General features: G+C 66.9%; 20 protein-coding genes. 17 read left to right on the top strand and 3 right to left on the bottom strand.

All coding sequences use genetic code 11. The features are described 5' to 3' along the window. Positions 1-42: 42 nt before the first annotated feature. From G6N09_RS01455 to G6N09_RS01390, 14 genes are all read left to right on the top strand, one after another. Complete coding sequence (locus G6N09_RS01455; RefSeq protein WP_083024521.1) at positions 43-879, top strand: helix-turn-helix transcriptional regulator; 837 nt, start codon at positions 43-45, stop codon at positions 877-879. After that, complete coding sequence (locus tag G6N09_RS01450; protein WP_083024077.1) at positions 833-1,225, top strand: VOC family protein; 393 nt, start codon at positions 833-835, stop codon at positions 1,223-1,225. The genes G6N09_RS01455 and G6N09_RS01450 overlap by 47 nt, the downstream gene beginning before the upstream one ends. Positions 1,226-1,229: 4 nt before the next feature. Further along, positions 1,230-2,411, top strand: a complete 1,182-nt coding sequence (gene dxr, locus G6N09_RS01445) for a 1-deoxy-D-xylulose-5-phosphate reductoisomerase (RefSeq protein WP_083024074.1) — start codon at positions 1,230-1,232, stop codon at positions 2,409-2,411. Further along, positions 2,408-3,622: a M50 family metallopeptidase gene (locus tag G6N09_RS01440; protein WP_083024072.1), complete on the top strand. Its 1,215-nt coding sequence runs from the start codon at positions 2,408-2,410 to the stop codon at positions 3,620-3,622. The genes dxr and G6N09_RS01440 overlap by 4 nt, the downstream gene beginning before the upstream one ends. A 13-nt stretch (positions 3,623-3,635) precedes the next feature. Beyond that, the gene (gene ispG, locus G6N09_RS01435; protein ID WP_083024070.1) at positions 3,636-4,787 is read left to right on the top strand and encodes a flavodoxin-dependent (E)-4-hydroxy-3-methylbut-2-enyl-diphosphate synthase; all 1,152 of its coding nucleotides are present in this window, start codon (positions 3,636-3,638) and stop codon (positions 4,785-4,787) included. 6 nt (positions 4,788-4,793) lie between these two features. Continuing rightward, positions 4,794-5,645, top strand: coding sequence for a GNAT family N-acetyltransferase (locus G6N09_RS01430; protein WP_083024067.1), 852 nt, complete (start codon positions 4,794-4,796; stop codon positions 5,643-5,645). Between the two features lie 134 nt (positions 5,646-5,779). Continuing rightward, on the top strand, positions 5,780-7,561 hold the full coding sequence (locus G6N09_RS01425) for a penicillin-binding transpeptidase domain-containing protein (protein ID WP_407662707.1): 1,782 nt from the start codon (positions 5,780-5,782) through the stop codon (positions 7,559-7,561). 115 nt (positions 7,562-7,676) lie between these two features. After that, positions 7,677-8,261, top strand: coding sequence for a DUF1707 SHOCT-like domain-containing protein (locus G6N09_RS01420; RefSeq protein WP_083024063.1), 585 nt, complete (start codon positions 7,677-7,679; stop codon positions 8,259-8,261). 22 nt (positions 8,262-8,283) lie between these two features. Beyond that, entirely contained in the window at positions 8,284-9,141 is an 858-nt protein-coding gene (gene map, locus G6N09_RS01415) for a type I methionyl aminopeptidase (protein ID WP_083024061.1), read from the top strand. Positions 9,142-9,209: 68 nt separating this feature from the next. Next, positions 9,210-9,773, top strand: coding sequence for an alpha/beta hydrolase (locus G6N09_RS01410; RefSeq protein ID WP_083024059.1), 564 nt, complete (start codon positions 9,210-9,212; stop codon positions 9,771-9,773). A 107-nt stretch (positions 9,774-9,880) separates the two neighbouring features. Further along, positions 9,881-11,245, top strand: coding sequence for a glutamine synthetase family protein (locus G6N09_RS01405; RefSeq protein ID WP_083024057.1), 1,365 nt, complete (start codon positions 9,881-9,883; stop codon positions 11,243-11,245). Beyond that, complete coding sequence (locus tag G6N09_RS01400; protein WP_407662706.1) at positions 11,211-12,035, top strand: gamma-glutamyl-gamma-aminobutyrate hydrolase family protein; 825 nt, start codon at positions 11,211-11,213, stop codon at positions 12,033-12,035. Before G6N09_RS01405 ends, G6N09_RS01400 begins: the two co-directional genes overlap by 35 nt. A 49-nt stretch (positions 12,036-12,084) precedes the next feature. Continuing rightward, entirely contained in the window at positions 12,085-13,449 is a 1,365-nt protein-coding gene (locus G6N09_RS01395; protein ID WP_083024518.1) for an aldehyde dehydrogenase family protein, read from the top strand. After that, positions 13,446-14,222: a 3-oxoacyl-ACP reductase gene (locus G6N09_RS01390; protein WP_083024054.1), complete on the top strand. Its 777-nt coding sequence runs from the start codon at positions 13,446-13,448 to the stop codon at positions 14,220-14,222. The genes G6N09_RS01395 and G6N09_RS01390 overlap by 4 nt, the downstream gene beginning before the upstream one ends. Before the next feature lie 15 nt (positions 14,223-14,237). On the opposite strand, the gene G6N09_RS01385 is transcribed toward G6N09_RS01390, so the two are convergent. The 3 genes from G6N09_RS01385 to mtr all read right to left on the bottom strand — a co-directional run bounded on the left by G6N09_RS01385 (position 14,238) and on the right by mtr (position 18,872). Continuing rightward, positions 14,238-15,599, bottom strand: a complete 1,362-nt coding sequence (locus G6N09_RS01385) for an HNH endonuclease signature motif containing protein (RefSeq protein ID WP_083024051.1) — start codon at positions 15,597-15,599, stop codon at positions 14,238-14,240. Positions 15,600-15,683: 84 nt separating this feature from the next. Beyond that, positions 15,684-17,480 (bottom strand): acyl-CoA dehydrogenase family protein, encoded by a 1,797-nt coding sequence (locus tag G6N09_RS01380; protein WP_083024050.1) that lies wholly within the window; start codon positions 17,478-17,480, stop codon positions 15,684-15,686. 12 nt (positions 17,481-17,492) lie between these two features. Next, positions 17,493-18,872 (bottom strand): mycothione reductase, encoded by a 1,380-nt coding sequence (gene mtr / locus G6N09_RS01375; RefSeq protein ID WP_083024048.1) that lies wholly within the window; start codon positions 18,870-18,872, stop codon positions 17,493-17,495. A 62-nt stretch (positions 18,873-18,934) separates the two neighbouring features. Here mtr and mqo point away from each other — a divergent pair, with 62 nt between their 5' ends. The 3 genes from mqo (at position 18,935) to G6N09_RS01360 (ending at position 23,232) form a co-directional block, all read left to right on the top strand. After that, positions 18,935-20,380: a malate dehydrogenase (quinone) gene (mqo, locus tag G6N09_RS01370; RefSeq protein ID WP_083024516.1), complete on the top strand. Its 1,446-nt coding sequence runs from the start codon at positions 18,935-18,937 to the stop codon at positions 20,378-20,380. A gap of 20 nt (positions 20,381-20,400) precedes the next feature. After that, positions 20,401-21,618 carry a uroporphyrinogen-III C-methyltransferase gene (gene cobA, locus G6N09_RS01365; RefSeq protein ID WP_083024046.1) on the top strand — a complete coding sequence of 406 codons (1,218 nt, stop codon included), beginning with the start codon at positions 20,401-20,403 and terminating at the stop codon, positions 21,616-21,618. 126 nt (positions 21,619-21,744) lie between these two features. Continuing rightward, the gene (locus tag G6N09_RS01360; RefSeq protein WP_234806960.1) at positions 21,745-23,232 is read left to right on the top strand and encodes an MFS transporter; all 1,488 of its coding nucleotides are present in this window, start codon (positions 21,745-21,747) and stop codon (positions 23,230-23,232) included. Positions 23,233-23,234 lie beyond the last annotated feature (2 nt).

Here is a 23,234-nt window from a genome sequence, read left to right as displayed (position 1 = left end):
TTCGCGATGGCCCCGCCGCATCTCGCCCCGGGGGTGGCGTCCATGGTCGGCTATCGCGCGCTTGACGTGCCGGAGAGCGTCCATCGGGGTCTGCCGTCATCGACGCTGACGTTCATCGTCAGCCTCGATGACGGGGTGGAGGCCGCCGCCACCCTCGGCGCGCTGGCCGCGGCGCGGCCGATTCCCGTCATCCTCGGTGGCCTGCATGTGGAGGCCAGCCACGTCCGGCAGCGCCGCGGTCAGGCCGGCGTTCAGCTGGCGGTGCATCCGCTGGCCTCACGCGCGCTGTTCGGCCTGCCGGCTGCCGAGCTCAGTCTCACCGACTTCGATGCGGCGCCGATGCTGGGCCGGCATGCGCAGCGTCTGCATGAGCAGCTGGCCTCCGCGCCGTGCTGGTCGGACGCCTTTACGCTGGCATCTCGATATCTGGTGGCGCAGTGCAATCGCCATCGGGTCGGCGTGCGGACCGAGGTGGCCGCCGCCTGGGAGCTGCTGCGGCGCAGCCGGGGGACAGCTCCGATCGCGCGCGTCGCCGAGCAGGTCGGCCTGAGCCAGCGCCACCTGAGCACGCTGTTTCGCCGCGAGGTGGGCCGCAGCCCGAAGGAGGTGGCCATGCTGATGCGCTTCGAGTACGCGACCGCCCGCATGGCCAACGCCGCTCGCGGCCCGCGGGTCGACCTGGCAGACATTGCGGTGGCAGCCGGTTATGCCGACCAGGCCCACCTGACCCGAGAATTCGTTCGCTACACCGGGACCACGCCCGGAGCCTGGCTGGTCGAGGAGTTCCAAAACATTCAAGACGGCGGGCATGGGCAGCGCTCACCGTGGGGGGATGACTGCAACGAACCCGACCGTCTGGTTGACCCTGCAAGCGCATGACGCGCCCAAGCTCATCGACTACTACGTTGACACCTTCGGTTTTGTCGTCACGGCTCGGTACGGGGACGCGGACACCGTCGACCATGCGGAGCTGTGCTGGCCGGAAGGGACCGGCGGCATCATGCTGGGCAGTCACAAGCCCGGAAACGACTGGTGCCGTGAACCCGGTACCGCCGGTGGCTTCGTCGTCACCGGTGACCCGGACGGTCTTTACCAGCGGGTCCTGCGACACCAGGCCGATGTCATTCGACCGCTGACCGACACCGACTACGGAGCTCGTGAGTTCGCGGTGCGCGATCCCGAAGGCAACCTGTGGAGCTTCGGGAACTACCCGGGCGCACAATAGGTGGGTGAGCGCGTCTTCGGGGGGCCGGACCAGAGTTCTGCTGTTGGGCTCCACCGGCTCGATCGGAACCCAGGCATTGCAGGTCATCGCGGCGAATCCGGATCGCTTCGAGATCGTCGGGCTGGCCGCCGGCGGCGGTAACCCTGAGCTGTTGGCCGCCCAGCGAGCCGAAACCGGCGTGACCAACATCGCCGTCGCCGACGCCCGGGTCGGTGAGGCGCTCGAGGTCCCGTACTGCGGCCCCGAGGCCGTGACCCGTCTGGTGCAGGACACCGAGGCAGACGTGGTGCTCAACGCCCTGGTCGGCGCGCTGGGGCTGCGGCCCACGCTGGCCGCGCTGGAGACCGGGGCTCGGCTGGCGCTGGCCAACAAGGAATCGCTGATCGCCGGTGGTCCCTTGGTGCTGGCGGCCGCTCAGCCGGGCCAGATCGTGCCGGTGGACTCCGAGCATTCCGCGCTGGCGCAGTGCCTTCGCGGCGGCACTCCCGACGAAGTCGCCAAGCTGGTGCTCACGGCTTCGGGCGGGCCGTTCCGGGGCTTTACCGCCGCCGAGCTGGAGCACGTCACGCCGGAACAGGCCGGCGCCCACCCGACCTGGTCGATGGGCCCGATGAACACCCTGAATTCCGCCTCGCTGGTCAACAAGGGCCTCGAACTCATCGAAACGCACTTGCTGTTCGGTGTTCGCTACGAGCGCATCGATGTCGTCGTGCACCCGCAGTCGATCGTGCATTCCATGGTCACCTTCACCGACGGATCGACCATCGCCCAGGCCAGCCCGCCGGACATGCGCCTACCGATCGCGCTGGCGCTCGGCTGGCCCGCACGGGTGCCCGGCGCGGCGGCGGCGTGTGACTTCACGCGGGCTTCCACCTGGGAATTCGAGCCGCTCGACGACGAGGTTTTCCCGGCAGTACAGCTGGCCCGTCGCGCCGGAACGATCGGCGGCTGCATGACCGCGGTCTACAACGCGGCCAATGAAGAAGCAGCAGAGGCGTTCCTTTCCGGCCGGATCGGCTTCCCCGCGATCGTGGACACCATCGCCGAGGTGCTGGGCGCCGCCGACCAGTGGGCCGCACAACCCGCTACCGTGGATGAGGTACTCGACGCGCAGCGCTGGGCCAAGGAACGGGCGGCTCGCGCCGTTGAGGCGACAGCTACGAGAAAGGTCGGAAGCAACCGATGATGTTCGCGGTCGGCATCGCGCTGTTCGCGCTGGCCATCCTGGTTTCGGTGGCCCTGCACGAGTGTGGACACATGTGGGTGGCGCGGGCCACCGGCATGAAGGTTCGCCGTTACTTCGTCGGCTTCGGCCCCACGCTGTGGTCGACGCGACGCGGCGAGACGGAGTACGGCCTCAAGGCCGTACCGGCCGGTGGCTTCTGCGACATCGCCGGCATGACCGCCGTGGAGGAGCTCGCTCCTGACGAGTTCGACCGTGCCATGTTCAAGCAGAAGACCTGGAAACGGGTGGCGGTGTTGGTCGCCGGGCCCGCGATGAATTTCATCATCGGTTTGGTGCTGGTCTATGCCATCGCGGTGATCTGGGGCCTGCCCAATCTGCATGCGCCCACCACGGCTGTGATCGGCGATACCGCCTGCGTGGCCCCCGAGATCACCAAGGGCGAACTGGGCACCTGTTCGGGTCCGGGCCCGGCGGCGCAGGCCGGAATCCAGTCCGGTGACGTGGTTGTCAAGGTCGGCGACACGTCCGTCTCGACTTTCGAAGAGATGGCCGTCGCCGTGCGCAAGCAGCACGGCAACACACCGATCGTGGTCGAACGCGATGGCACCAGGCTCACCACCTACGTCGACGTGACAGCCACACAGCGGTGGATCTCCGACGGCTCGGGGGAGGCGGTGCCCAGCACCGTCGGTGCTATCGGCGTCGGCGCCGCCCAATTCGGGCCGACTGAATACGGGCCGATCAGTGCGGTTCCGGCCACCTTCGCCTTCAGTGGGGATCTGGCGGTGTTGTTGGGCAAGTCGTTGGCCAACATCCCGTCGAAGGTCGGCGCACTGATGCACGCGATCGGAAACCCGCACGGGGAGCGTGATCCCGAAACCCCGATCAGTGTGGTGGGCGCGTCGATCATCGGCGGCGACACTGTCGATCATGGCCTGTGGGTGGCGTTCTGGTTCTTCCTGGCGCAGCTCAACTTCATCCTGGGTGTGCTCAACCTGGTGCCGCTGCTGCCGTTCGATGGCGGCCACATCGCGATCGCGCTGTTCGAGAAACTCCGCAATGTGGTCCGGTCGGCCCGCGGGAAGGTGGCGGCTGCGCCGGTGGACTATCTCAAGCTGATGCCGGCCACCTACGTAGTGTTGGTGGTGGTTGTCGGCTACATGCTGCTCACCGTGACTGCCGACTTGGTCAATCCGATCAGGCTGTTTTGATGGGAGTCCCCGCATGAGCGTCGGCCTCGGAATACCGGCCGCTCCACCGCCCACGCTGGCGCCGCGGCGTAAGACCCGTCAGCTCATGGTCGGTGGTGTCGGAGTGGGCAGCGACCACCCGATTCCGGTGCAGTCGATGTGCACCACCAAGACCCACGACGTCAATGCGACATTGCAGCAGATCGCCGAGCTGACCGCCGCCGGCTGCGACATCGTGCGGGTGGCCTGCCCGCGGCAGGAGGACGCCGACGCGCTGGCCGAGATTGCCCGCAAGAGCAAGCTTCCGGTGATCGCCGACATCCACTTCCAGCCCAAGTACATCTTCGCCGCGATCGACGCCGGCTGCGCCGCCGTGCGGGTCAACCCGGGCAATATCAAGGAGTTCGACGGCCGGGTCGGCGACGTCGCCAAGGCCGCCGGCGCCGCCGGCATTCCGATCCGGATCGGTGTGAACGCCGGCTCGCTGGATCAGCGATTCCTGGCCAAGTACGGCAAGGCCACTCCAGAGGCGCTGGTGGAATCCGCGCTCTGGGAGGCGTCGCTGTTCGAAGAGCATGGCTTCGGCGACATCAAGATCAGCGTCAAACACAACGACCCGGTCGTGATGGTGGCCGCCTACGAGCTGCTGGCACAGCGCTGCGACTACCCGCTGCATCTGGGTGTCACCGAGGCCGGTCCGGCATTCCAGGGCACCATCAAGTCTGCGGTGGCGTTCGGCGCGTTGCTCTCTCGCGGCATTGGCGACACCATCCGGGTGTCGCTGTCGGCGCCGCCCGTGGAAGAGGTCAAGGTCGGCAACCAGATTCTGGAGTCGCTCAATCTGCGGCCACGGGGTCTGGAGATCGTGTCGTGCCCCTCGTGTGGCCGGGCACAGGTCGATGTCTACCGGCTGGCGAATGAAGTCACCGCCGGGCTGGAGGGGATCGACGTACCGCTGCGCGTAGCGGTGATGGGATGTGTGGTCAACGGCCCCGGCGAAGCCCGTGAGGCGGATCTGGGCGTGGCATCCGGCAACGGCAAAGGACAGATCTTCGTCAAGGGTGAGGTGATCAAGACCGTTCCCGAGGCGCAGATCGTCGAGACCCTGATCGAAGAGGCCATGCGCCTGGCCGAGCAGATGGGTGACGGTTCTCCCAGCGGCTCGCCCACCGTCGCCGTAAGCTGAGTCACCATGTCGGCTCCGCCCGATTTCCGCCTCGAGCAGGCTCGCGTGTCCGTGGCGCGCGATGCCGCGGCAGTGTGGCGCGTTCTCCAAGAGGATCCGATCGGCTCCTGCATGGTGGCCGCTCGCGTCGCCGACTACGGCGTCGATCCCCGGTCGATCGGCGGAGAACTGTGGACGCGGGGCGGCGTCGATGAATCCCTGTGCTACGCAGGCGCGAACCTGATACCACTGCGTGGAACACCCGCCGACCTTGCCGCGTTCGCCGACAAGGCAGTCGGTGCGATTCGGCGCTGCTCATCCCTGGTAGGACGCGCGGAATTGGTGTTGCCGATGTGGCAGCGCCTCGCCGACTCCTGGGGTCCGGCCCGCGACGTGCGTGAGAGCCAGCCCTTGATGGCGTTGCACAGCATGCCCACGTGCGCGATGGATCCCGAAGTACGCCAGGTGCGCCCCGCCGAGCTCGACGCATACCTGGTCGCGGCCGTCGATATGTTCATCGGTGAGGTCGGCGTGGACCCGCGTGCCGGGGACGGCGGCCGGGCCTACCGTCGGCGGGTGGCCAATCTGATCGCAGCGGGCCGGGCCTGGGCGCGCTTCGAGAATGGCGAGGTGGTGTTCAAGGCCGAGGTGGGCTCGCAGTCGCCGTCGGTGGGACAGATCCAGGGCGTCTGGGTGCACCCGGAACGGCGCGGGCAGGGGCTGGGTATCGGCGGCACGGCCATGCTGTCCGCGGTCATCGTGGGAACCGGGCGCATCGCCAGCCTGTACGTCAACGACTTCAATGAGGTGGCCCGCGCCACGTACGAGCGGGTCGGGTTCACTCGGGTCGGCACTTTCGCGACGGTATTGCTCGACTGATCCCAGCCGCGTCTCGCAACATCTCGGGCCGGACACGAACAGATCTCGGTGCGCCTCCACGCCGCTGACGGTCGCAGTCTTTAACATCAGCCCCAATGACAACTGGGATCTCATTCGTCACACGCGTCACGGGTATGTTCACCGTGCTGCTCACCGCCGCGGGCTTGGCGGCCTGCACCCCGCGCCCCGACGGCCCTGGGCCTGTCGCCGAGCGCTTCTTCTCCGCCCTCGCAGCCGGTGACACCGCGGCCGCGGCCGAACTCAGCGACGACCCGTCCACTGCGCGCAGTGCCCTCAACGCCGCCTGGGCGGGGTTACAGGCTGAACATCTGGATGCACAGATGCTCAGCTCGCGCTACAACGACGACACCGGAAGTGTCGCCTTCCGCTACACGTGGAAGCTGCCGAAGAACCGGATCTGGGCCTACGACGGCCAGCTCAAAATGGTTCGTAATGAAGGACATTGGACGGTTCGCTGGGCGGCTACCGGCCTGCACCCCAAACTGGGGGAGCACCAGACCTTCGCGCTGCGGGCCGACCCCCCGCGACGCGCCGCCGTCAACGAGATCGGCGGCACCGACGTACTGGTGCCCGGCTACGTGTATCACTACCAGCTCGACGCCACCCGGGCCGGCCAGCACCTGATGCGCACTGCGCGCGGTGTGGTCGACACCTTGCGGGTCTTCGACGACGCACTCGGGGACCCGCAGCGACTGGCAGAGCAGGCCAGTTCCTCGGTGACCCCGTTGGACCTGATCACGTTGCGCAAGGTCGATCACGACCGGGTCGAACCAGTGATCGGCGCTCTTCCCGGGGTGCTGGTCACCCCCCGCCCCGACCTGCTGCCCACCGATGACCACTTCGCGCCGATGCTGATCAACGAGGTCAAGAAGGCCGTCGGGACCCAACTCGAAGGGGCCGCGGGCTGGCGGGTGGTCAGCGTGAACCAGAACGGGGTCGACGTCGCGGTACTGCACGAGGTCGATCCGGCGCCGGCCCCCTCGCTGACCATCAGCGTGGACCGAGCGGTACAGCGTGCCGCCCAGAATGCGGTCAACACCCGCGGCGACAAGGCGATGATGGTGGTGATCAAGCCCTCCACCGGGGAGCTGCTCGCCGTAGCGCAGAGCGCCGCCGCCGACGCCGACGGGCTGGTCGCGACCAGTGGCCTGTATCCGCCAGGGTCCACCTTCAAGATGGTGACCGCGGGCGCGGCGATCGAACGAGACATGGCCTCACCGAATTCGATGGTGGGTTGTCCCGGCGAACTCGACATCGGCCAGCGCACCATCCCCAACTACGGCGGGTTCGACCTCGGCCTGGTATCGATGTCGCGGGCCTTCGCCAACTCGTGCAACACCACTTTTGCCGAGCTGGCCAGCCGGATGCCCCCACGCGCCCTGTCGCAGGCAGCCACGCGCTACGGAATCGGGGTGGACTACCTGGTCGACGGGATCACCACGGTCACCGGATCCGTCCCCCCGACCGTGGATCTGGCAGAACGTACGGAGGACGGATTCGGGCAGGGCAAGGTGCTGACCAGCCCCTTCGGCCTGGCGCTGGCCGCGGCGACGGTGGCCGCCGGCCGAACCCCGGTGCCCCGGCTGATCGAGGGCCGGCCGACAGCGGTCAACGGCCCGGCCAGTGCCCCCGTCAGCTCCGAGATGCTCAACGGCCTGCGCGAGATGATGCGGCTGGTGGTCACCGACGGCACCGCACGCGATATCGCCGGTTGCGGACCGGTATTCGGCAAGACCGGAGAGGCTGAGTTCGCCGGCGGTTCGCATTCCTGGTTCGCCGGGTACCGCGGAGACATGGCTTTCGCCTCGCTGATCGTCGGCGGTGGCAGCTCCCAGTACGCGGTCCGGATGACCAAGGTGATGTTCGACTCGCTGCCGGACAACTTCCTGCTGTAGCGGCGATCGCAAGCGCGGCGTAGCCGGGCGCTGCGGGGCGACGGCCTCAACTCTGACCCGCCACCGGTCTTCCGTGCAACGCACGACCTGGCCGGCACCGGTAAATTGGGTAGCCATGACGGGTCTCAGCGACGACATGGCCGACGTGGCCTTACGCATCTCTGATGCGGACCGCAACGGCACGCTTCGCCGCCTGCACAACGCTGTCTCCCTCGGATTGATCGACATCGGGGAGTTCGAGGAACGCGCGGCGCAGGTTTCCCAGGCTCGGATGCGCTCGGAGCTGGACACCCTGATCGGTGACCTACCCGGCCCGCGGGCCATCGTCTCGTCGGCGGCCGATCGGGTGGAGCTGCGTGGCTGGGCCGGTTCGTTGAAGCGCCACGGCGAATGGATCGTGCCGACCCAGCTGGCGGTGGTGCGGCGTCTGGGCTCGGTCGACCTGGACCTCACCAAGGCGCGCTTCGCCGGGCCGGTCGTCGTCATCGAACTCGACATTCGCTTCGGTTCGGTGGACATCCGCTTGCCCGACGGCGCCAGCGTCTCGATCGACGACGTGGAGGTCTACGGCGGCAGTGCGCGGGACCGACGCAGTGATCCACCCGCCGAAGGCGTCCCGCACCTGGTACTGACCGGACGCGTGGTCTGCGGTTCGGTGGATATCAGGGGCCCCCGTCGCAAGCTGCGATGGCGGCGCTGACCAGCTCCGTTAAGCTGGCGTAATGCCTGTTCGTGCCCCGCTGTCTCCCGGCGTGCTGTCTCCGACGCTGCCGGTGCCTCGTTCGATCCCGCGCCCGGAATACGTCGGCCGCTCCACGGCCGCCGAAGGCAGCGAGCCGTGGGTTCAGACGCCCGAAGTGATCGAGAAGATGCGGGTGGCAAGCCGGATCGCCGCGCGCGCACTCGCCGAGGCCGGCAAAGCCGTCGCGCCCGGCGTGACCACCGATGAGCTGGACCGGATCGCCCACGAGTACATGGTCGACCATGGTGCCTACCCATCAACCTTGGGCTACAAGGGATTTCCCAAGTCGTGCTGCACCTCGCTCAACGAAGTCATCTGCCACGGCATCCCGGACTCGACAGTGATCGCCGACGGCGACATCGTCAACATCGACGTGACCGCCTACATCGATGGCGTGCACGGCGACACCAACGCCACTTTCTTGGCCGGTGATGTGTCCCAGGAGCACCGGTTGCTCGTCGAGCGCACGCACGAGGCCACCATGCGGGCGATCAAAGCGGTGAAGCCAGGGCGGGCACTGTCGGTGATCGGCCGGGTTATCGAGGCCTACGCCAACCGATTTGGCTACAGCGTGGTTCGTGACTTCACCGGCCACGGCATCGGCCCGACCTTCCATAACGGACTGGTGGTCCTGCACTACGACCAGCCTGAGGTCGACACCATCATCGTGCCCGGGATGACGTTCACCATCGAGCCCATGATCAACCTGGGCGGTCTGGACTACGAGATCTGGGACGACGACTGGACGGTGGTCACCAGCGACGGAGGGTGGAGCGCCCAATTCGAGCACACTCTGGTGGTCACCGACGACGGCGCGGAGATCCTCACCCTGCCCTGAATCGCTGAGGCCTGAGGGGCCCGCCAAAACCACCCCGATGCCGACCGGCGGGCTGTAGCGTTGCCAAGATGCCGGGCACGATGATGACCATCGACGGGTTCCCGATCCCCGTCGATGTCGCAGGCCCGCAGAACGGGGCAGTTGTTGTGGTGCTCGCCGCTGCCCAGCACCCGCTCACCGCGTATGACGCGGTCTGCCAACGGTTGCACACCGCCTCGTTGCGCACCATCGTGATCGGCGCGGATCCGCGCCTGACGCCCAAGTCGGTGATCGGCATCCTCGATTCCCTCGGGGTGCAGTGCGGTGTCCTGGTGGGCGACCGGACCGGTGCGGACAATGCATGGGAGCTCGCGGCGACACGTCCGGACCGCTTCACCGGGCTGGTGGCGCTCGACCGGGGCCATCCGCGCGCCCCCGATCTGAGCGGTGTGATCCGCGACGAGCGCTGCCCTCCGGTGGAGATCAACACCACGGTCCTGGTCAGTTCCCGGGCCACGGCGTCGGTGGCCAACGCCAGCCAGCGGTTTGTCTATGGCGATCACCGGCTGGTGATATTGCCGGGACGGCGCAGTGCGAGTGAGTTCACCGCGCAATTCGCGATGGAGATCGTGTTGCGGGCCAGTACCTGGTAGCGCCAAACAGGCGCAATTCCGTCGGCTGGGGCTCATCGACTGACGGTGGGCGGGTAGCCTGACAGCACTCAAATGTCAGAACCGATCGCCGGCGGCGAAGGAGCACAATGACCCGACCTGCGATGCTGACCCAGATCGAGCTGCAGCAGCTGGTTTCTTCAGGTGAGATCGACACTGTCGTGGTGGCGTTCGCCGATATGCAGGGCCGGCTGATGGGTAAGCGAGTTGGCGCCGAGCATTTTCTCGCCGAGGTCGCCGAGCATGGCGTAGAGGCCTGTAGCTATCTGTTGGCCGTCGACGTGGAGATGAACACCGTCCCGGGTTATTCCATCGCGGACTGGGGAACCGGATACGGCGACCTGGTGCTCAAACCGGACTTCGCCACGCTGCGTCGGCTGCCATGGCAACCCGGCGCGGCCCTCGTGCTGGCCGACGCGCACTGGCCCGACGGCGGCCCCGTGGCGGTCGCTCCCCGCCAGATTCTGGCCGCTCAAGTCGCACGCCTGGCCGAACGCGGACTAGTCGCTTATGCGGCAACGGAACTGGAGTTCCTCGTCTTCGAGGACAGCTATCGCCAGGCATGGGCGGGCGGGTATCGAGGCCTGACCCCCGGAACCGACTACAACGCCGACTACGGTCTGGTCGCCAGTACTCGGCTGGAGCCACTGTTGCGCGACATCCGGCTGGGCATGACCGGCGCCGGTCTGCGTTGCGAGGGCGTCAAGGGGGAATGCAACAACGGTCAACAGGAGATCACCTTCCGCTATGAGGAAGCGCTGACCACCTGCGACAACCACACCGTCTACAAGAGCGGTGCCAAGGAGATCGCCGACCAGCACGGCAAGAGCCTGACCTTCATGGCGAAGTACGACCAGCGTGAAGGCAACAGCTGTCATGTGCACCTGTCGTTGCGCAGCACCGAGGGATCTCCGGTGTTCGCTGACTCGTCCGCGCCGCACGGGATGTCGGCACTCTTCCGGAGCTTCCTGGCCGGCATGCTGGCCACGCTGCCCGAGTTGACCCTGTGCTACGCGCCGAACATCAACTCCTACAAGAGATTCGTTGGGGGTAGCTTCGCGCCGACGGCGATCGCGTGGGGTCTGGACAATCGAACCTGCGCACTGCGGGTTCTCGGCCACGGCGACTCCATGAGGGTGGAGTGCCGGGTGCCCGGCGGTGACGTCAATCCCTACCTGGCGGTGGCGGCGCTGATCGCTGCGGGACTGCACGGCGTCGACAACGAACTCGCACTGCCTGACCCGGTCACCGGCAACGCCTACCAGGCGGCCCTGCCTCACCTGCCCACGACGCTCGGCGGTGCCGCAGACCTGTTCGCCGAGTCCGCAGTCGCGCGCAAGGCGTTCGGCGACGAGGTCGTCACGCACTACCTGCACAGCGCCCGAGTCGAGCTGGACGCGTTCAACACCGCGGTGACCGATTGGGAGAGGGTCCGAGGATTTGAACGGTTCTGAACCCGGCGGTTCAGCGAGCCTCGACGGAGGAGAAGCGAAGCTGGGACCGCCGCATGAAACCGCCCGACCGGTCATCGGACTGACGACCTATCTGGACCGGGCGCGATTCGGTGTCTGGGATGCGCGTGCCGGGCTGCTGCCGGCCCAATACATCCAGAGCCTCACCGCCGCCGGTGGGATCGCTGTGCTGTTGCCGCCCCAGCCGGTGACGGCCGAGATCGCGGCCCGGGTGCTCGACGGAGTCAATGCCTTGGTGATCACCGGTGGTCGCGACCTCGACCCCGAGGGCTATGGCCAGACACCGCACGCCGAGACCGATCGTCCCGACACCACCCGGGATTCCTGGGAGTTCGCTCTATTGGCCGAGGCGATGAAGCGCGGGATGCCGGTGCTGGGCATCTGCCGTGGCGCCCAAGTGCTCAACGTCGCGCTTGGCGGGACACTGCACCAGCACCTGCCCGACGTGATCGGCAACACCGGGCACCGCGCCGGCAACGGCGTCTTCACTCCGATGCCGGTGCGCACGGTAGCCGGTACTCGCGCGGCCGACCTCCTCGGGGAGAGCTGCCGGGTGCAGTGCTACCACCATCAGGCCATCGCCGATGTGGGTGCCAAACTTGTGGTCAGTGCGCGCGATGACGACGGAGTCATCGAGGCGATTGAGCTTCCCGGGGAGGAATTCGTGCTGGCGGTCCAGTGGCATCCCGAGGAGTCGCCGGAAGATCTTCGGCTGTTCACCGCGATCGTGGCTGAAGCGGGTAAATACGCGTCAGCGCGGGTGGCCGAATGAGTCACGAAGGCGACGGCGAGCGAGGCACGAGCGGGCAAGGAGCGCAGTCATAACCACCGAACTGATCAACCCGGCAACCGGGGCGGTCTTCAGCACCGTCGAACACCTGGACGCCGGCGCCGTCGACGACGCAGTGAGCCGCGCGCAGGCCGCCCAGAAGCGGTGGGCCAAGCGCGCCCCGGCCGAGCGGGCCGCCGCGCTGCGGGACTTCGCCGCGGTCGTCGACGCCCACATCGACGAACTGGCCGCGCTCGAGGTCACGAACTCCGGACATCCGATATCGGCCGCCGAATGGGAGGCTGGGCACGTCCGCGATGTGCTGCAGTTCTATGCGGCCAGTCCGGAGCGGCTGTCCGGCAAGCAGATTCCGGTGGCCGGCGGTCTCGACGTCACGTTTCACGAGCCGCTCGGCGTCGTCGGGATCATCACCCCGTGGAACTTTCCCATGCCGATCGCGGTATGGGGCTTCGCTCCGGCGCTGGCCGCCGGAAACGCGGTGCTGATCAAGCCCGCCGAGTGGACTCCGCTGACCACGCTGCGGCTGGCCGAACTGGCCGTCGAGTCAGGCCTGGACCCCGACCTTCTGCAGGTACTGCCCGGTCGGGGCGCGGAGGTGGGGGAGCGCCTGGTCACCCATCCCAATGTGGCCAAGATCGTGTTCACCGGGTCTACCGCCACCGGTACCCGGGTGCTGCAGGCGGGTGCAGCCGGGGTCAAACGGGTCACGCTGGAGCTCGGTGGCAAGAGCGCCAACATCGTCTTCGCCGACTGTGACCTGGAGCAGGCGGCGGCGACGGCGCCTTACGGTGTGTTCGACAACGCCGGGCAGGACTGTTGTGCACGTAGCCGAATCCTGGTGCAGGCAAGCGTCTATGACCGTTTCATGGAGTTGTTGGAGCCCGCGGTGGCTGGTGTCGTCGTCGGCGACCCGACGTCCCGCGACACCGAGATGGGCCCGCTGGTGTCGCGCCCGCACTGGGAGAAGGTGGCCTCCTACGTGCCCGACGATGCGCCGGTCGCCTTCCGCGGTAAGGCGCCCACCGGCCCCGGCTTCTGGTTCCCGCCCACCGTCCTGACACCCGCGGCCACCGACCGATGTGTCACCGAGGAGATCTTCGGTCCGGTGGTGACGGTGCTGCCGTTCGAAGATGAGGCCGACGCCATCGCCATGGCCAACAACACCGTTTACGGTCTGTCCGGCTCGATCTGGACCAACGACCTGTCCCGGGCGCTGCGCGTCTCGCGGGCGGTGGAAGCTGGCAACCTGTCGGTGAATTCGCATTCCTCGGTGCGTTTCACCACCCCGTTCGGGGGCTTCAAACAGTCGGGTTTGGGGCGAGAGTTGGGTGCAGATGCCCCGCTGTCGTTCACCGAGACCAAGAATGTGTTCATCGCAGTGAAGGAGACGCAGTGACCGACCTGACCCAACGCCTGGCCGGACGGGTGGCCGTGGTGACCGGTGCCGGTGGAGGAATCGGCTTGGCATCCGCGCGGCGGATGCGCGCCGAAGGCGCCCAGATCGTGGTCGGTGACCTCGACCAGGCGGCCGGCACCGCAGTCGCCGACGAACTTGACGGTCTGTTCGTTCAGGTGGATGTCGCCGATCAGGACCAGGTTGACGCGCTGTTCGACACCGCGGCCCAGACCTTCGGCTCAGTGGACATCGCCTTCAACAACGCCGGCATCTCGCCGCCCGACGATGACCTCATCGAGACCACCGAACTGCCTGCCTGGCAGCGGGTTCAGGACGTCAACCTCAAGTCGGTGTACCTGTGCTGCCGTGCGGCGCTGCGGCACATGGCGCCCGCCGGGCGGGGATCGATCATCAACACCGCCTCGTTCGTCGCGGTGATGGGTTCGGCCACCTCCCAGATCTCCTACACCGCCTCCAAGGGCGGTGTGCTGGCCATGTCGCGTGAGCTGGGGGTCCAATACGCTCGGCAGGGCATCCGGGTGAACGCGCTGTGCCCCGGCCCGGTGAATACCCCGTTGCTGCAGGAGCTCTTCGCTGCCGACCCGGAGCGTGCCGCTCGCCGTCTGATCCACGTTCCGGTGGGTCGGTTCGCCGAGCCGGAGGAGATCGCCGCCGCGGTGGCCTTCCTGGCCAGCGATGACGCCTCGTTCATCACCGGCTCAACCTTCCTGGTGGACGGCGGGATCAGCTCGGCCTACGTGACGCCGCTGTAGCGCGCACCCGCCCGGTTACGGGCCGTCGTCGTCGCTGTCCTGCAGCAGCCTTTCTGGGTGGTGGTAGTGGTTGGTGCGGGGTTGGCCTTGGTCTAGGTGTGGTGGGGGCAGGGTTTGGGTGGTGCCGTTGTGGTGTTTGCGGGTTTTCCAGCCGCCGGTGGTGATGAGTTGGTGGTGGGGGCCGCAGCGCAGGGTGAGGTCGGTGATGTCGGTGCGGCGGGTTTTCGCGTAGTCGGTGTCGTGGTGGACTTCGCAGAGGTAGCCGGGGATCGGGCAGTTGGGGTGGCTACAGCCGCGTTCTTTGGCGTAGAGCACGATCCGTTGTCCGGGTGAGGCCAGGCGTTTGGTGTGGAATAGGGCCAACTCTTGGGCGCCCTGGTAGATGCGTAGGTAGTGGTGGGCGTGGCTGGCCATGGCGATGACGTCGCGCATCGGGAGCCAGGTGCCGCCTCCGGTGTGGGCTTTGCCGGTGCCGGTTTGCAGGTCGGTCAGTGTGGTCGAGACGATGATGGTGGCCGGTAGCCCGTTGTGCTGACCGAGGTCTCCGGAAGCGAGCAGGGCGCGGGCCATGGCGGTGAGGGCGTCGTGGTTGCGTTGGGCGGTGTTGCGGGTGTCGGTGTCGATCTGGGCTTGTGTGGCTGTGCCGCTGGTGCAGGGAGTCGTGTCGTTGGGGTTGCACATGCCGGGGGCGGCCCAGCGAGCCAGGGCGGTGTCGAGGGTGGCGCGGGCTTGGGGGTCGAGGAATCCTTTGATGGGGCTCATGCCGTCACGGCCTTGGGGGCCGAGCAGGATCCCGCGGCGTTGGGCGCGGTCGTCTTCGGTGTGGTTGCCGTCGGGGTGCAGGTGGTCGGCTAACCGTGTTGCGAGTTTCGCGAGTTCGTCGGGGCGACACGTGGTGCCTAGTTCGGTGAGGTGTTGTTCGGCTTGGGCCAAGGTGCCCGCATCGATATCAGTGGGCAGGTAGTGAAAGAAGGAGCGGATCACCGCGATGTGACCGGCTCCGATCTGCCCGTCGCGTTGGGCGGTGGCGACGGCGGGCCGTACCGGTTGCAGGGGTTCGCCGGTCAGGGTGCGACGGTCACCGAGTTCGGCAGCCTCAGCGATACGCCGCCCGGCCTCACCGCGGGTCAGATGCAACTCATCGGCGAGCACCCAGCGGGGTTTGCCGCCCAATTCACCCGGGTCGGTGGTGGCGAGCCGGTTGACCAGCGGGTGTTCCACCGCGGGAAGCCGCCGGCGTAGCTTCTCGCAGCGGCGTAGCAGGGCCAGGCATTCCCGCGGCGTGAGGGAATCGAAGTCCAGATCCAGCGCGCGATCGAGGTCAGCGGCCAGCGCGTCGAAGGCTTCGACGACCTCTTCACGACTGCTCGAACGCATGTGCTAATACTAGCGAGACCCACTGACACGTCGCAGAACTGATCCACAACCAAAACTACTGTGACACAAGTGAATGCAGTGGTATCAGAACCACTCCGGGCGCATCTCCAGGGTCGTGCGGTCCAGGCTTTCCAGCAGATCGAGCTGCGGGCCGGTCTTGGGCAGCTCGTAGTGAAGGAAGTAGCGGGCCGCTTGGCGTTTACCGTCGTAGAAATCTCCGGGTCGGCCATCGACCGCCAACAACTGCTCCAGCCAGATCCACGCGATCACCACATGCCCGAAGGCCTCCAGGTAGATCGCACTGTTGGCCAGGGCGGCCTCGATGTCACCAGCGGCGAACATTCCTGCGGTGACGGTCACCAGCCGCTGGATCACCGCGTCGAGTTGGTCGGCCATGTCTGCCAGTTCGCTGCCGGCGCGACGCGCGGCCGCGATGCTGTCCGTCATCGCCTGGTGTAGCGCAGCCAGGCTCGCTCCACCATGTTGCACCACCTTGCGGCCCAACAGGTCCAGGCTCTGGATGCCGTGGGTGCCTTCATGGATCGGGTTGAGCCGGTTGTCGCGGTAGTGCTGCTCCACGTCGTACTCGCGGGTGTAGCCGTAGCCGCCGTGCACCTGGATTGCCAGGTCGTTGGCGGCCAGGCACCACTGTGACGGCCAGCTCTTCGCGACCGGGGTGAGGATGTCCAGTAGTGCGGTGGCGTGGTCGAGTTCGTCGTCGGATTGAGCGGTGTGGGCGATGTCGACGAGTCGTGCGCAGTACAGCGCCAAGGCGAGTGCTCCCTCGACGTAGGACTTCTGCGCCAGCAGCATGCGTCGGATGTCTGCGTGCTCGATGATCGGAACCTGCTGCGCCGCTGGGTCTTTCGTCGCGAGGGGCCGACCCTGGGGTCGGCTGCGCGCGTAGTCGACCGACTTCAGGTATCCGGTGTAGCCCAGCGCGATCGCGCCCATGCCCACGCCCAGCCGAGCCTCATTCATCATGTGGAACATGTAGCTCAGGCCGCGGTGCTCGGTGCCGACCAGGTAGCCGACGGCGCCCGCCTCGCCGCCGGGCCGGTGAACGCCCTCGCCGAAGTTGAGCACGGTGTTGGTGATTCCGCGGTAACCCATCTTGTGATTGAGTCCGGCCAATGTGACGTCGTTGCGCTCACCCAGCGTGCCATCGGGATTCACCAGATACTTCGGCACGATGAACAGTGAGATTCCTTTGGTGCCGGCCGGGCCGCCGGGGATCTTGGCCAGGACCAGATGCACGATGTTGTCCGTCAATTCGTGATCGCCACCGGAGATCCACATTTTCGATCCGAACACGCGGAAGGTCCCGTCGGCGCTCGGCTCTGCGCGGGTGGTGATGTCGGCCAGGGACGATCCGGCTTGTGTCTCCGACAGGCACATCGTCCCGGTGAAGCGGCCGGCGATCATGGGTTTGACGAAGGCGGCGATCTGCTCGTCGGTGCCGAACTTGGCGAGCAGATTGGCGTTGGCCATCGTCAGCATCGGATAGCCCGCGGTGCTGACATTGCCGGCCATCAACCACACGAAACCGGCCTGGGCCACCGTTGTCGGCAACTGGGAGCCGCCGAGGTGGTGGTCCATCGCCATGCCCATCAGTTCAGCCTCGGCGCACGCAGCCAGTGCTTCTTTGACCTCACCGATGATGGTGACTTTCGTGCCGTCGAAGGTGGGCTCGTGGGCGTCGCTCTTCTTGTTGTGTGGGGCGAAGTAGCGCGTCGCCAATTGTTCGCACAGATCCAGCGTGTCGGAGAAGGTCTCACGGGAGTGCTCGGAGAACCGGTCCCGTCCGGTCAGTTCGTCAACGCGCAGCCAATCGAAGAGCAAGAAATCGAGGTCTTGCCGGGACAGGAGGGTGGACTTCATCTGGCGAACCTTTCACTCCAGTCCAAGCAGGGCGTTCTCCACGACTTCGGGCAACGCTGGGTGAATCCAGTATTGACCCCGGGCCATCTCCGGCGCGGTGAGACCGAAGCTCATCGCCTGGATCAGCGGTTGGATGATCGACGATGCCTGGTAGCCCATGATGTGCGCGCCCAGCAGCCGCCCGGTACCGCGCTCGGCTATCAGCTTGGCAAATCCGGTGGTGTCTTCCATCGCCCAGCCATAGGCGACATCACCGTAGTCCTGGACCTTCACCGAAATATTGAGACCCTTTGCCATCGCCTGCGTTTCGGTCAGCCCCACCGCCGCGATCTGGGGGTCGGTGAAGACCGCGGCCGGGACGTAGCGATGGTCGGTGATGCGCATGGATTCCACGTCGTCCCAGTCGCACAGCAGGTTGTGTTGCACGATCCTGGCCTCGTGGTTGGCGACGTGCTTGAGCTCGTAGGGGGAGGACACGTCACCGAGCGCGAAAACTCCGCGCGCCGAGGTGCGTTGGTATCTGTCGACGGTCACCCGACCGTCGGCGACCGCGACACCGGCCTGCTCAGCATCCAGCAGGTCGCCGTTGGGCACCCGCCCGGTAGCAACCAACATCGCGTCGGCCCGCACCACCGTGCCGTCGTCGAGCTCGACGACCACCCCGTTCCCGTCGTTGCGGGCGTGGGCCACGTTGCGATGCGAATGCAGTGTCCACTTGGCGGCGGCGATCCGGGTGAACCGCTCCGCAACGGTCTCGTCGCAATGCCGCAGCAGCGTCGAACCGCGGATCACCACGGTGACCCGCACGCCCAGGGCCGAGAACACGTGGGCGAATTCGGCGGCGATGAAGCCCCCGCCGACGATCACCAGGTGCTCGGGCAGCTCGGCGATCCGCATGATGTCGTCGCTGGTGTAGTAGCGCGCCCCGCTGTCGGCGATGGCGGGCGGAATCGATGATCGGGAGCCGGCCGCGATCACCACCTGTGCGGCGCTGAACTTTTCACCGCCGGCGGTCACCAGCACGTAGCGGCCCTCGGGGTCGACGGCTTCGAACCGGGTGTGCTCGTTGTAGACGTCAACGCCGGGCAGGCTCCGGCGGTACTGTTCGCCGCCCGCGGCGATCGGGTCGATCCGCCCGAACACCCGCGACACGATCGCGTCCCACCGCACACCGTCGATATGGGCGTCGACCCCGTAGCGCGACGCCTCCTTGACGGTCTTGGCCACCTCGGCCGCGTAGACGAACATCTTGGTCGGGATGCAGCCAACGTTGAGGCAGGTGCCGCCGAAAGTGCCCTGCTCACAGATCGCCACCCGCTTGTCCGCGTAGCGCTCGTCGAGAATGCTGTTGCCCGAACCGGTTCCGATGATCGCCAGGTCGTAGCTCTCCATCGCGTCAGCCTAAACGGTGCGCGGGCTAGTCTGATGGCGTGTCCACATCGGTTCAGGCCGAGATGACCGACGTAGCGCTGATCGGCGCGGGCATCATGAGCGCCACACTGGGAGCGCTCCTGCGCCGGCTGCAGCCGGATGCCTCAATCACAGTCGTCGAACGGTTGGACGCGGCTGCGGGGGAGAGCAGCGACCCCTGGAACAACGCCGGCACCGGCCACGCCGGACTGTGCGAGTTGTTCTACACACCGGAGCGGCCCGATGGCTCCATCGACATCACCAAAGCGGTGCGTGTCAACGAACAGTTTCAGGTGACCCGCCAGTTCTGGGCACATGCCTTGGAGAACGGCCTGATAGGACATCCGCGCAACTTTCTGCACCCCGTCCCGCACGTGAGCTTTGTCCACGGCGTCGGCGCGGTGGATTACCTGCGTCGGCGCCATCGTGCCCTGGCCGACAACCCGTTGTTCGCCGGAACCGACTTCATCACCGATTTCGGGGAGTTCGCCGCCCGCCTGCCGGCGATGGCCGCCGGCCGCGATCCGGCGGTACCGGTGGGTCTGGACTGGGCGTCGCACGGCACGGACGTCGACTTCGGAGCGCTGACGCAGCAGCTCATCGGCTATTGCGTTCGCCACGGCGCCGCCGTGCACTTCGGCCATGAGGTGCGCTCCCTCGACCGGGAATCCGATGGCCGCTGGCGGTTGGGGCTGGTCGACCTCCGCACCGGTGAAACCCGCAGAATCCTTGCGAAATTCGTCTTCATCGGGGCCGGCGGAGCGACCCTGGGGTTGCTGCAGCGCGCCGGGATCCCCGAAGTGCGCGGAATCGGAGGCTTCCCGATCGGCGGGGTATTCCTGCGCTGCGGGGCTGCTGAGCTCACCTCTGCCCACCGCGCGAAGGTGTACGGCTTACCGGTCCCGGGCGCCCCGTCGACCACCGCGCCTCATCTGGACGCCCGCCGGGTCAAGGGTGCTTCCTGGCTGTTGTTCGGACCCTTCGCCGCCTGGTCGCCGAAGTTCCTCAAGCACGGCCGCGCCACGGATCTGCCGAGATCGATCCGTTTCGACAATCTGGCGTCAACGCTGGGTGCGGGGCTCCGAGAACGCGAACTGGTCGGTTACCTGCTCTCTCAGCTGCGACGGATCCATGGCACACGTGTTCAGGCGTTGCGGGAGTTCCTGCCGGACGCCGAGGACGCTGCCTGGCATGAGGTCCGAGCAGGCCAGCGGGTGCAGGTGATCCGCGGTGGACAGCTCGATTTCGGCACCACGATCGTGCATACCGCAGACGGCAGCATGGCCGGGCTGCTCGGCGCTTCGCCGGGTGCGTCGACCGCGGTACCGGCGATGCTGGAGGTCCTGGAGCGCTGTTTCGCCGGGAGGTTCGGCACGTGGCTGCCGACGCTCACACAGATGGTGCCTTCGTGGGGTGTCCGCCTGAGCGACGAGCCGGAGTTGTTCAAGCAGGTGTGGGAGTGGGGCAGCCAACAGCTTCAGCTCGACTGACGGGCCACTAGAGTTGTCGGGTGACCGAGAACCCCTACCTGGTCGGCGTACGGCTGGCCGGCCGCAAGGTTGTTGTCGTGGGCGCGGGAAGCGTCGCGCAGCGCCGCCTGCCGCTGCTGGTGGACAGTGGCGCGGACGTGCTGGTGATCTCACCCAGCGCCACCCCCGCGGTCGAGGCGCTGGGTGAACGTAAGCCCGGCATCACCCTGCTCACTCGCACTTACCGCGATGGGGACCTGGCCGACGCCTGGTACGCGATCGCAGCCACCGACGACCCTGAGGTCAACGCCGCCATCGTGGCTGAGGCCGATCGGCGCCGCATCTTCTGCGTACGCGCTGATCTGGCCGTCGAAGGATCCGCGGTCACGCCGGCCAGCTTCGCGTACTCCGGTCTGTCGGTGGGTGTCCTGGCCGGCGGGGAACACAACCGATCGGCCGCGATCCGCTCAGCCATCCGAGAGGCGCTGCAATCCGGCACTATCGCCTTGGATATCGACGTGACTGCCGATGTGGCACGCGGCGGGGTGGCGTTGGTCGGCGGTGGCCCCGGCGATCCGGAACTGATCACCGTGCGCGGCCGTCGCATGCTCTTGCACGCCGACGTCGTGGTGGCCGACCGGCTGGCCCCACCCGAGCTGCTCGCCGAACTATCGCCGAATGTCGAAGTCATCGACGCCGCCAAGATTCCCTATGGGCGGGCCATGGCGCAGGACGCGATCAACGCGTTGATGATCGACCGTGCCAAAGCCGGCAAGTTCGTGGTGCGACTCAAGGGCGGCGACCCGTTCGTGTTCGCCCGCGGATATGAAGAGGTACAGGCCTGCACCGACGCCGGTATCCCGGTGACGGTGGTACCGGGTGTGACTAGTGCCATAGCGGTACCCGCGCTGGCCGGTGTACCGGTCACCCACCGGGCCGTGAACCATGAGTTCGTGGTGGTCAGCGGCCACCTCGCGCCCAACGATCCCGAATCGTTAGTGAATTGGGACGCCCTGGCCGCCATGGGCGGCACCATCGTGCTGCTGATGGCCGTCGAACGAATCGAACAATTCAGCGCGGTTCTGCAAAAAGGCGGTCGACCTGCGGATACGCCGGTTCTGGTGGTGCAGCACGGCACCACGCCGGCCCAGCACACCCTGCGAGCGACCCTGGCGGACGCGCCCGAGAAAATCCGCGCGGAGGGCATCCGACCACCGGCGATCGTCATAATCGGGGCTGTCGCCGGCTTTGGGGTTTAAACAGCTCTTAATATTACTGTAGGGTAGCCGGTTATGACTGCACTCGATGATGCAGGGCGGGGGGCCACGCAGTGGTCACAAGACGCCGCCGGGTCGGTTCCGCCGGGCCGCGCCGGCTCCGAACTTATGAGCCGGACCAGTAAGTACGTGTCGTCCTGGCTGCCGTCTCGTCGCTTCATCTATGCCGTGATCGCCATTGGTGGGATGCAGCTGCTTGCCACCATGGACAGCACGGTCGCCATCGTCGCGCTGCCCAAGATCCAGGACGACTTGGGACTGTCCGACGCCGGCCGTGGCTGGGTGATCAGTGCCTACGTGCTGACGTTCGGTGGTCTGATGCTGCTGGGCGGTCGACTCGGGGACACCATTGGCCGCAAACGGACCTTCATCAGCGGTGTCGCGCTGTTCACCATCGCCTCGGTGCTGTGTGCGGTGGCCTGGGACGCGCCCACGCTGGTGATCGCGCGTCTGTTGCAGGGTGTCGGCTCGGCGATCGCCTCGCCGACCGCACTCGCACTGATCGCCACCACCTTCCCCAAGGGGCCGGCTCGCAATACCGCCACCGCGATATTCGGCGCGATGACCGCCGTCGGTTCGGTGATGGGCCTGGTGGTCGGCGGCGCGCTGACCGAGGTGTCGTGGCGGCTGGCGTTCGGGATAAACGTGCCGATCGGCCTGCTGATGATCTACTTGGCGCGGACCGCGCTGACCGAGACCCACCGGGAGCGGATGAAGCTGGATGCCACTGGGGCGCTGTTGGCAACCCTGGGCTGCACTGCCGCGGTGTTCGCGTTCACGATCGGCCCGGAGAAGGGTTGGGTCTCGACGATCACTATCGGCTCCGGTGTGGTCGCGGTCTTGGCGCTGCTGGCGTTCGCCGTGGTGGAGCGCACCGCCGAGAATCCGGTAGTGCCGTTCAGCCTGTTCAAGGACCGCAACCGCTTGATGACTTTCGCCGCCATCTTCCTGGCCGGCGGCGTGCTGTTCACCTTGACCGTGACCATCGGTCTGTACGTGCAGGATCTGATGGGCTACTCGGCCCTGCGCGCTGGAGTCGGATTCATTCCGTTCGTGATCGGGCTGGGCGTCGGACTGGGGCTGTCTTCGCAGTTGGTGCGACGGTTCCCGCCCCGGGTGCTGGTAATCGCCGGTGGCGTCGTGTTGCTGGGCGCGATGATTTACGGCTCGACGATCAACCGGAACCTCCCGTACTTCCCGAACTTTGTGACGTTGATCGTGCTCGGTGGGCTCGGGATCGGCGTGATCGTGGTGCCGTTGACCCTGTCGGCGATCGCCGGCGTGGGGTTCGACCAGATCGGCCCGACCTCGGCGATCGCGCTGATGCTGCAAAGCCTGGGTGGACCGATCGTGCTGGCGATCATCCAGGCCGTCATCACCTCGCGCACCCTGTATCTCGGTGGCACCAACATGCCGGTCAAAACCATGAACCCCGCGCAGATCGCCGCGCTGGATGCCGGCTACACCTATGGCCTGCTCTGGATTGCCGCGGTGGCGATGCTGGTCGGTGCCATCTCCTTGCTGATCGGTTACACCGCGAAGCAGGTTGCGCACGCCCAGGACGTGCAGGACGCCTTCGGCGCCGGGAACCTCTGACC

The sequence above is a fragment of the Mycolicibacter minnesotensis genome (genome assembly GCF_010731755.1).
Taxonomy (GTDB): Bacteria; Actinomycetota; Actinomycetes; order Mycobacteriales; family Mycobacteriaceae; genus Mycobacterium; species Mycobacterium minnesotense.
This window is presented reverse-complemented; position numbering and strand designations above follow the sequence as displayed.

Bases quoted from the DNA above. Each gene is read 5' to 3' on its own strand.
- G6N09_RS01455 (WP_083024521.1), top strand. From the start codon at position 43: ATGGTCGGCTATCGCGCGCTTGACGTGCCGGAGAGCGTCCATCGGGGT.
- G6N09_RS01450 (WP_083024077.1), top strand. From the start codon at position 833: ATGACTGCAACGAACCCGACCGTCTGGTTGACCCTGCAAGCGCATGAC.
- G6N09_RS01440 (WP_083024072.1), top strand. From the start codon at position 2,408: ATGATGTTCGCGGTCGGCATCGCGCTGTTCGCGCTGGCCATCCTGGTT.
- ispG (WP_083024070.1), top strand. From the start codon at position 3,636: ATGAGCGTCGGCCTCGGAATACCGGCCGCTCCACCGCCCACGCTGGCG.
- G6N09_RS01430 (WP_083024067.1), top strand. From the start codon at position 4,794: ATGTCGGCTCCGCCCGATTTCCGCCTCGAGCAGGCTCGCGTGTCCGTG.
- G6N09_RS01425 (WP_407662707.1), top strand. From the start codon at position 5,780: ATGTTCACCGTGCTGCTCACCGCCGCGGGCTTGGCGGCCTGCACCCCG.
- G6N09_RS01420 (WP_083024063.1), top strand. From the start codon at position 7,677: ATGACGGGTCTCAGCGACGACATGGCCGACGTGGCCTTACGCATCTCT.
- map (WP_083024061.1), top strand. From the start codon at position 8,284: ATGCCTGTTCGTGCCCCGCTGTCTCCCGGCGTGCTGTCTCCGACGCTG.
- G6N09_RS01410 (WP_083024059.1), top strand. From the start codon at position 9,210: ATGCCGGGCACGATGATGACCATCGACGGGTTCCCGATCCCCGTCGAT.
- G6N09_RS01405 (WP_083024057.1), top strand. From the start codon at position 9,881: ATGACCCGACCTGCGATGCTGACCCAGATCGAGCTGCAGCAGCTGGTT.
- G6N09_RS01385 (WP_083024051.1), bottom strand. From the start codon at position 15,599: ATGCGTTCGAGCAGTCGTGAAGAGGTCGTCGAAGCCTTCGACGCGCTG.
- G6N09_RS01380 (WP_083024050.1), bottom strand. From the start codon at position 17,480: ATGAAGTCCACCCTCCTGTCCCGGCAAGACCTCGATTTCTTGCTCTTC.
- mtr (WP_083024048.1), bottom strand. From the start codon at position 18,872: ATGGAGAGCTACGACCTGGCGATCATCGGAACCGGTTCGGGCAACAGC.
- mqo (WP_083024516.1), top strand. From the start codon at position 18,935: ATGACCGACGTAGCGCTGATCGGCGCGGGCATCATGAGCGCCACACTG.
- G6N09_RS01360 (WP_234806960.1), top strand. From the start codon at position 21,745: ATGAGCCGGACCAGTAAGTACGTGTCGTCCTGGCTGCCGTCTCGTCGC.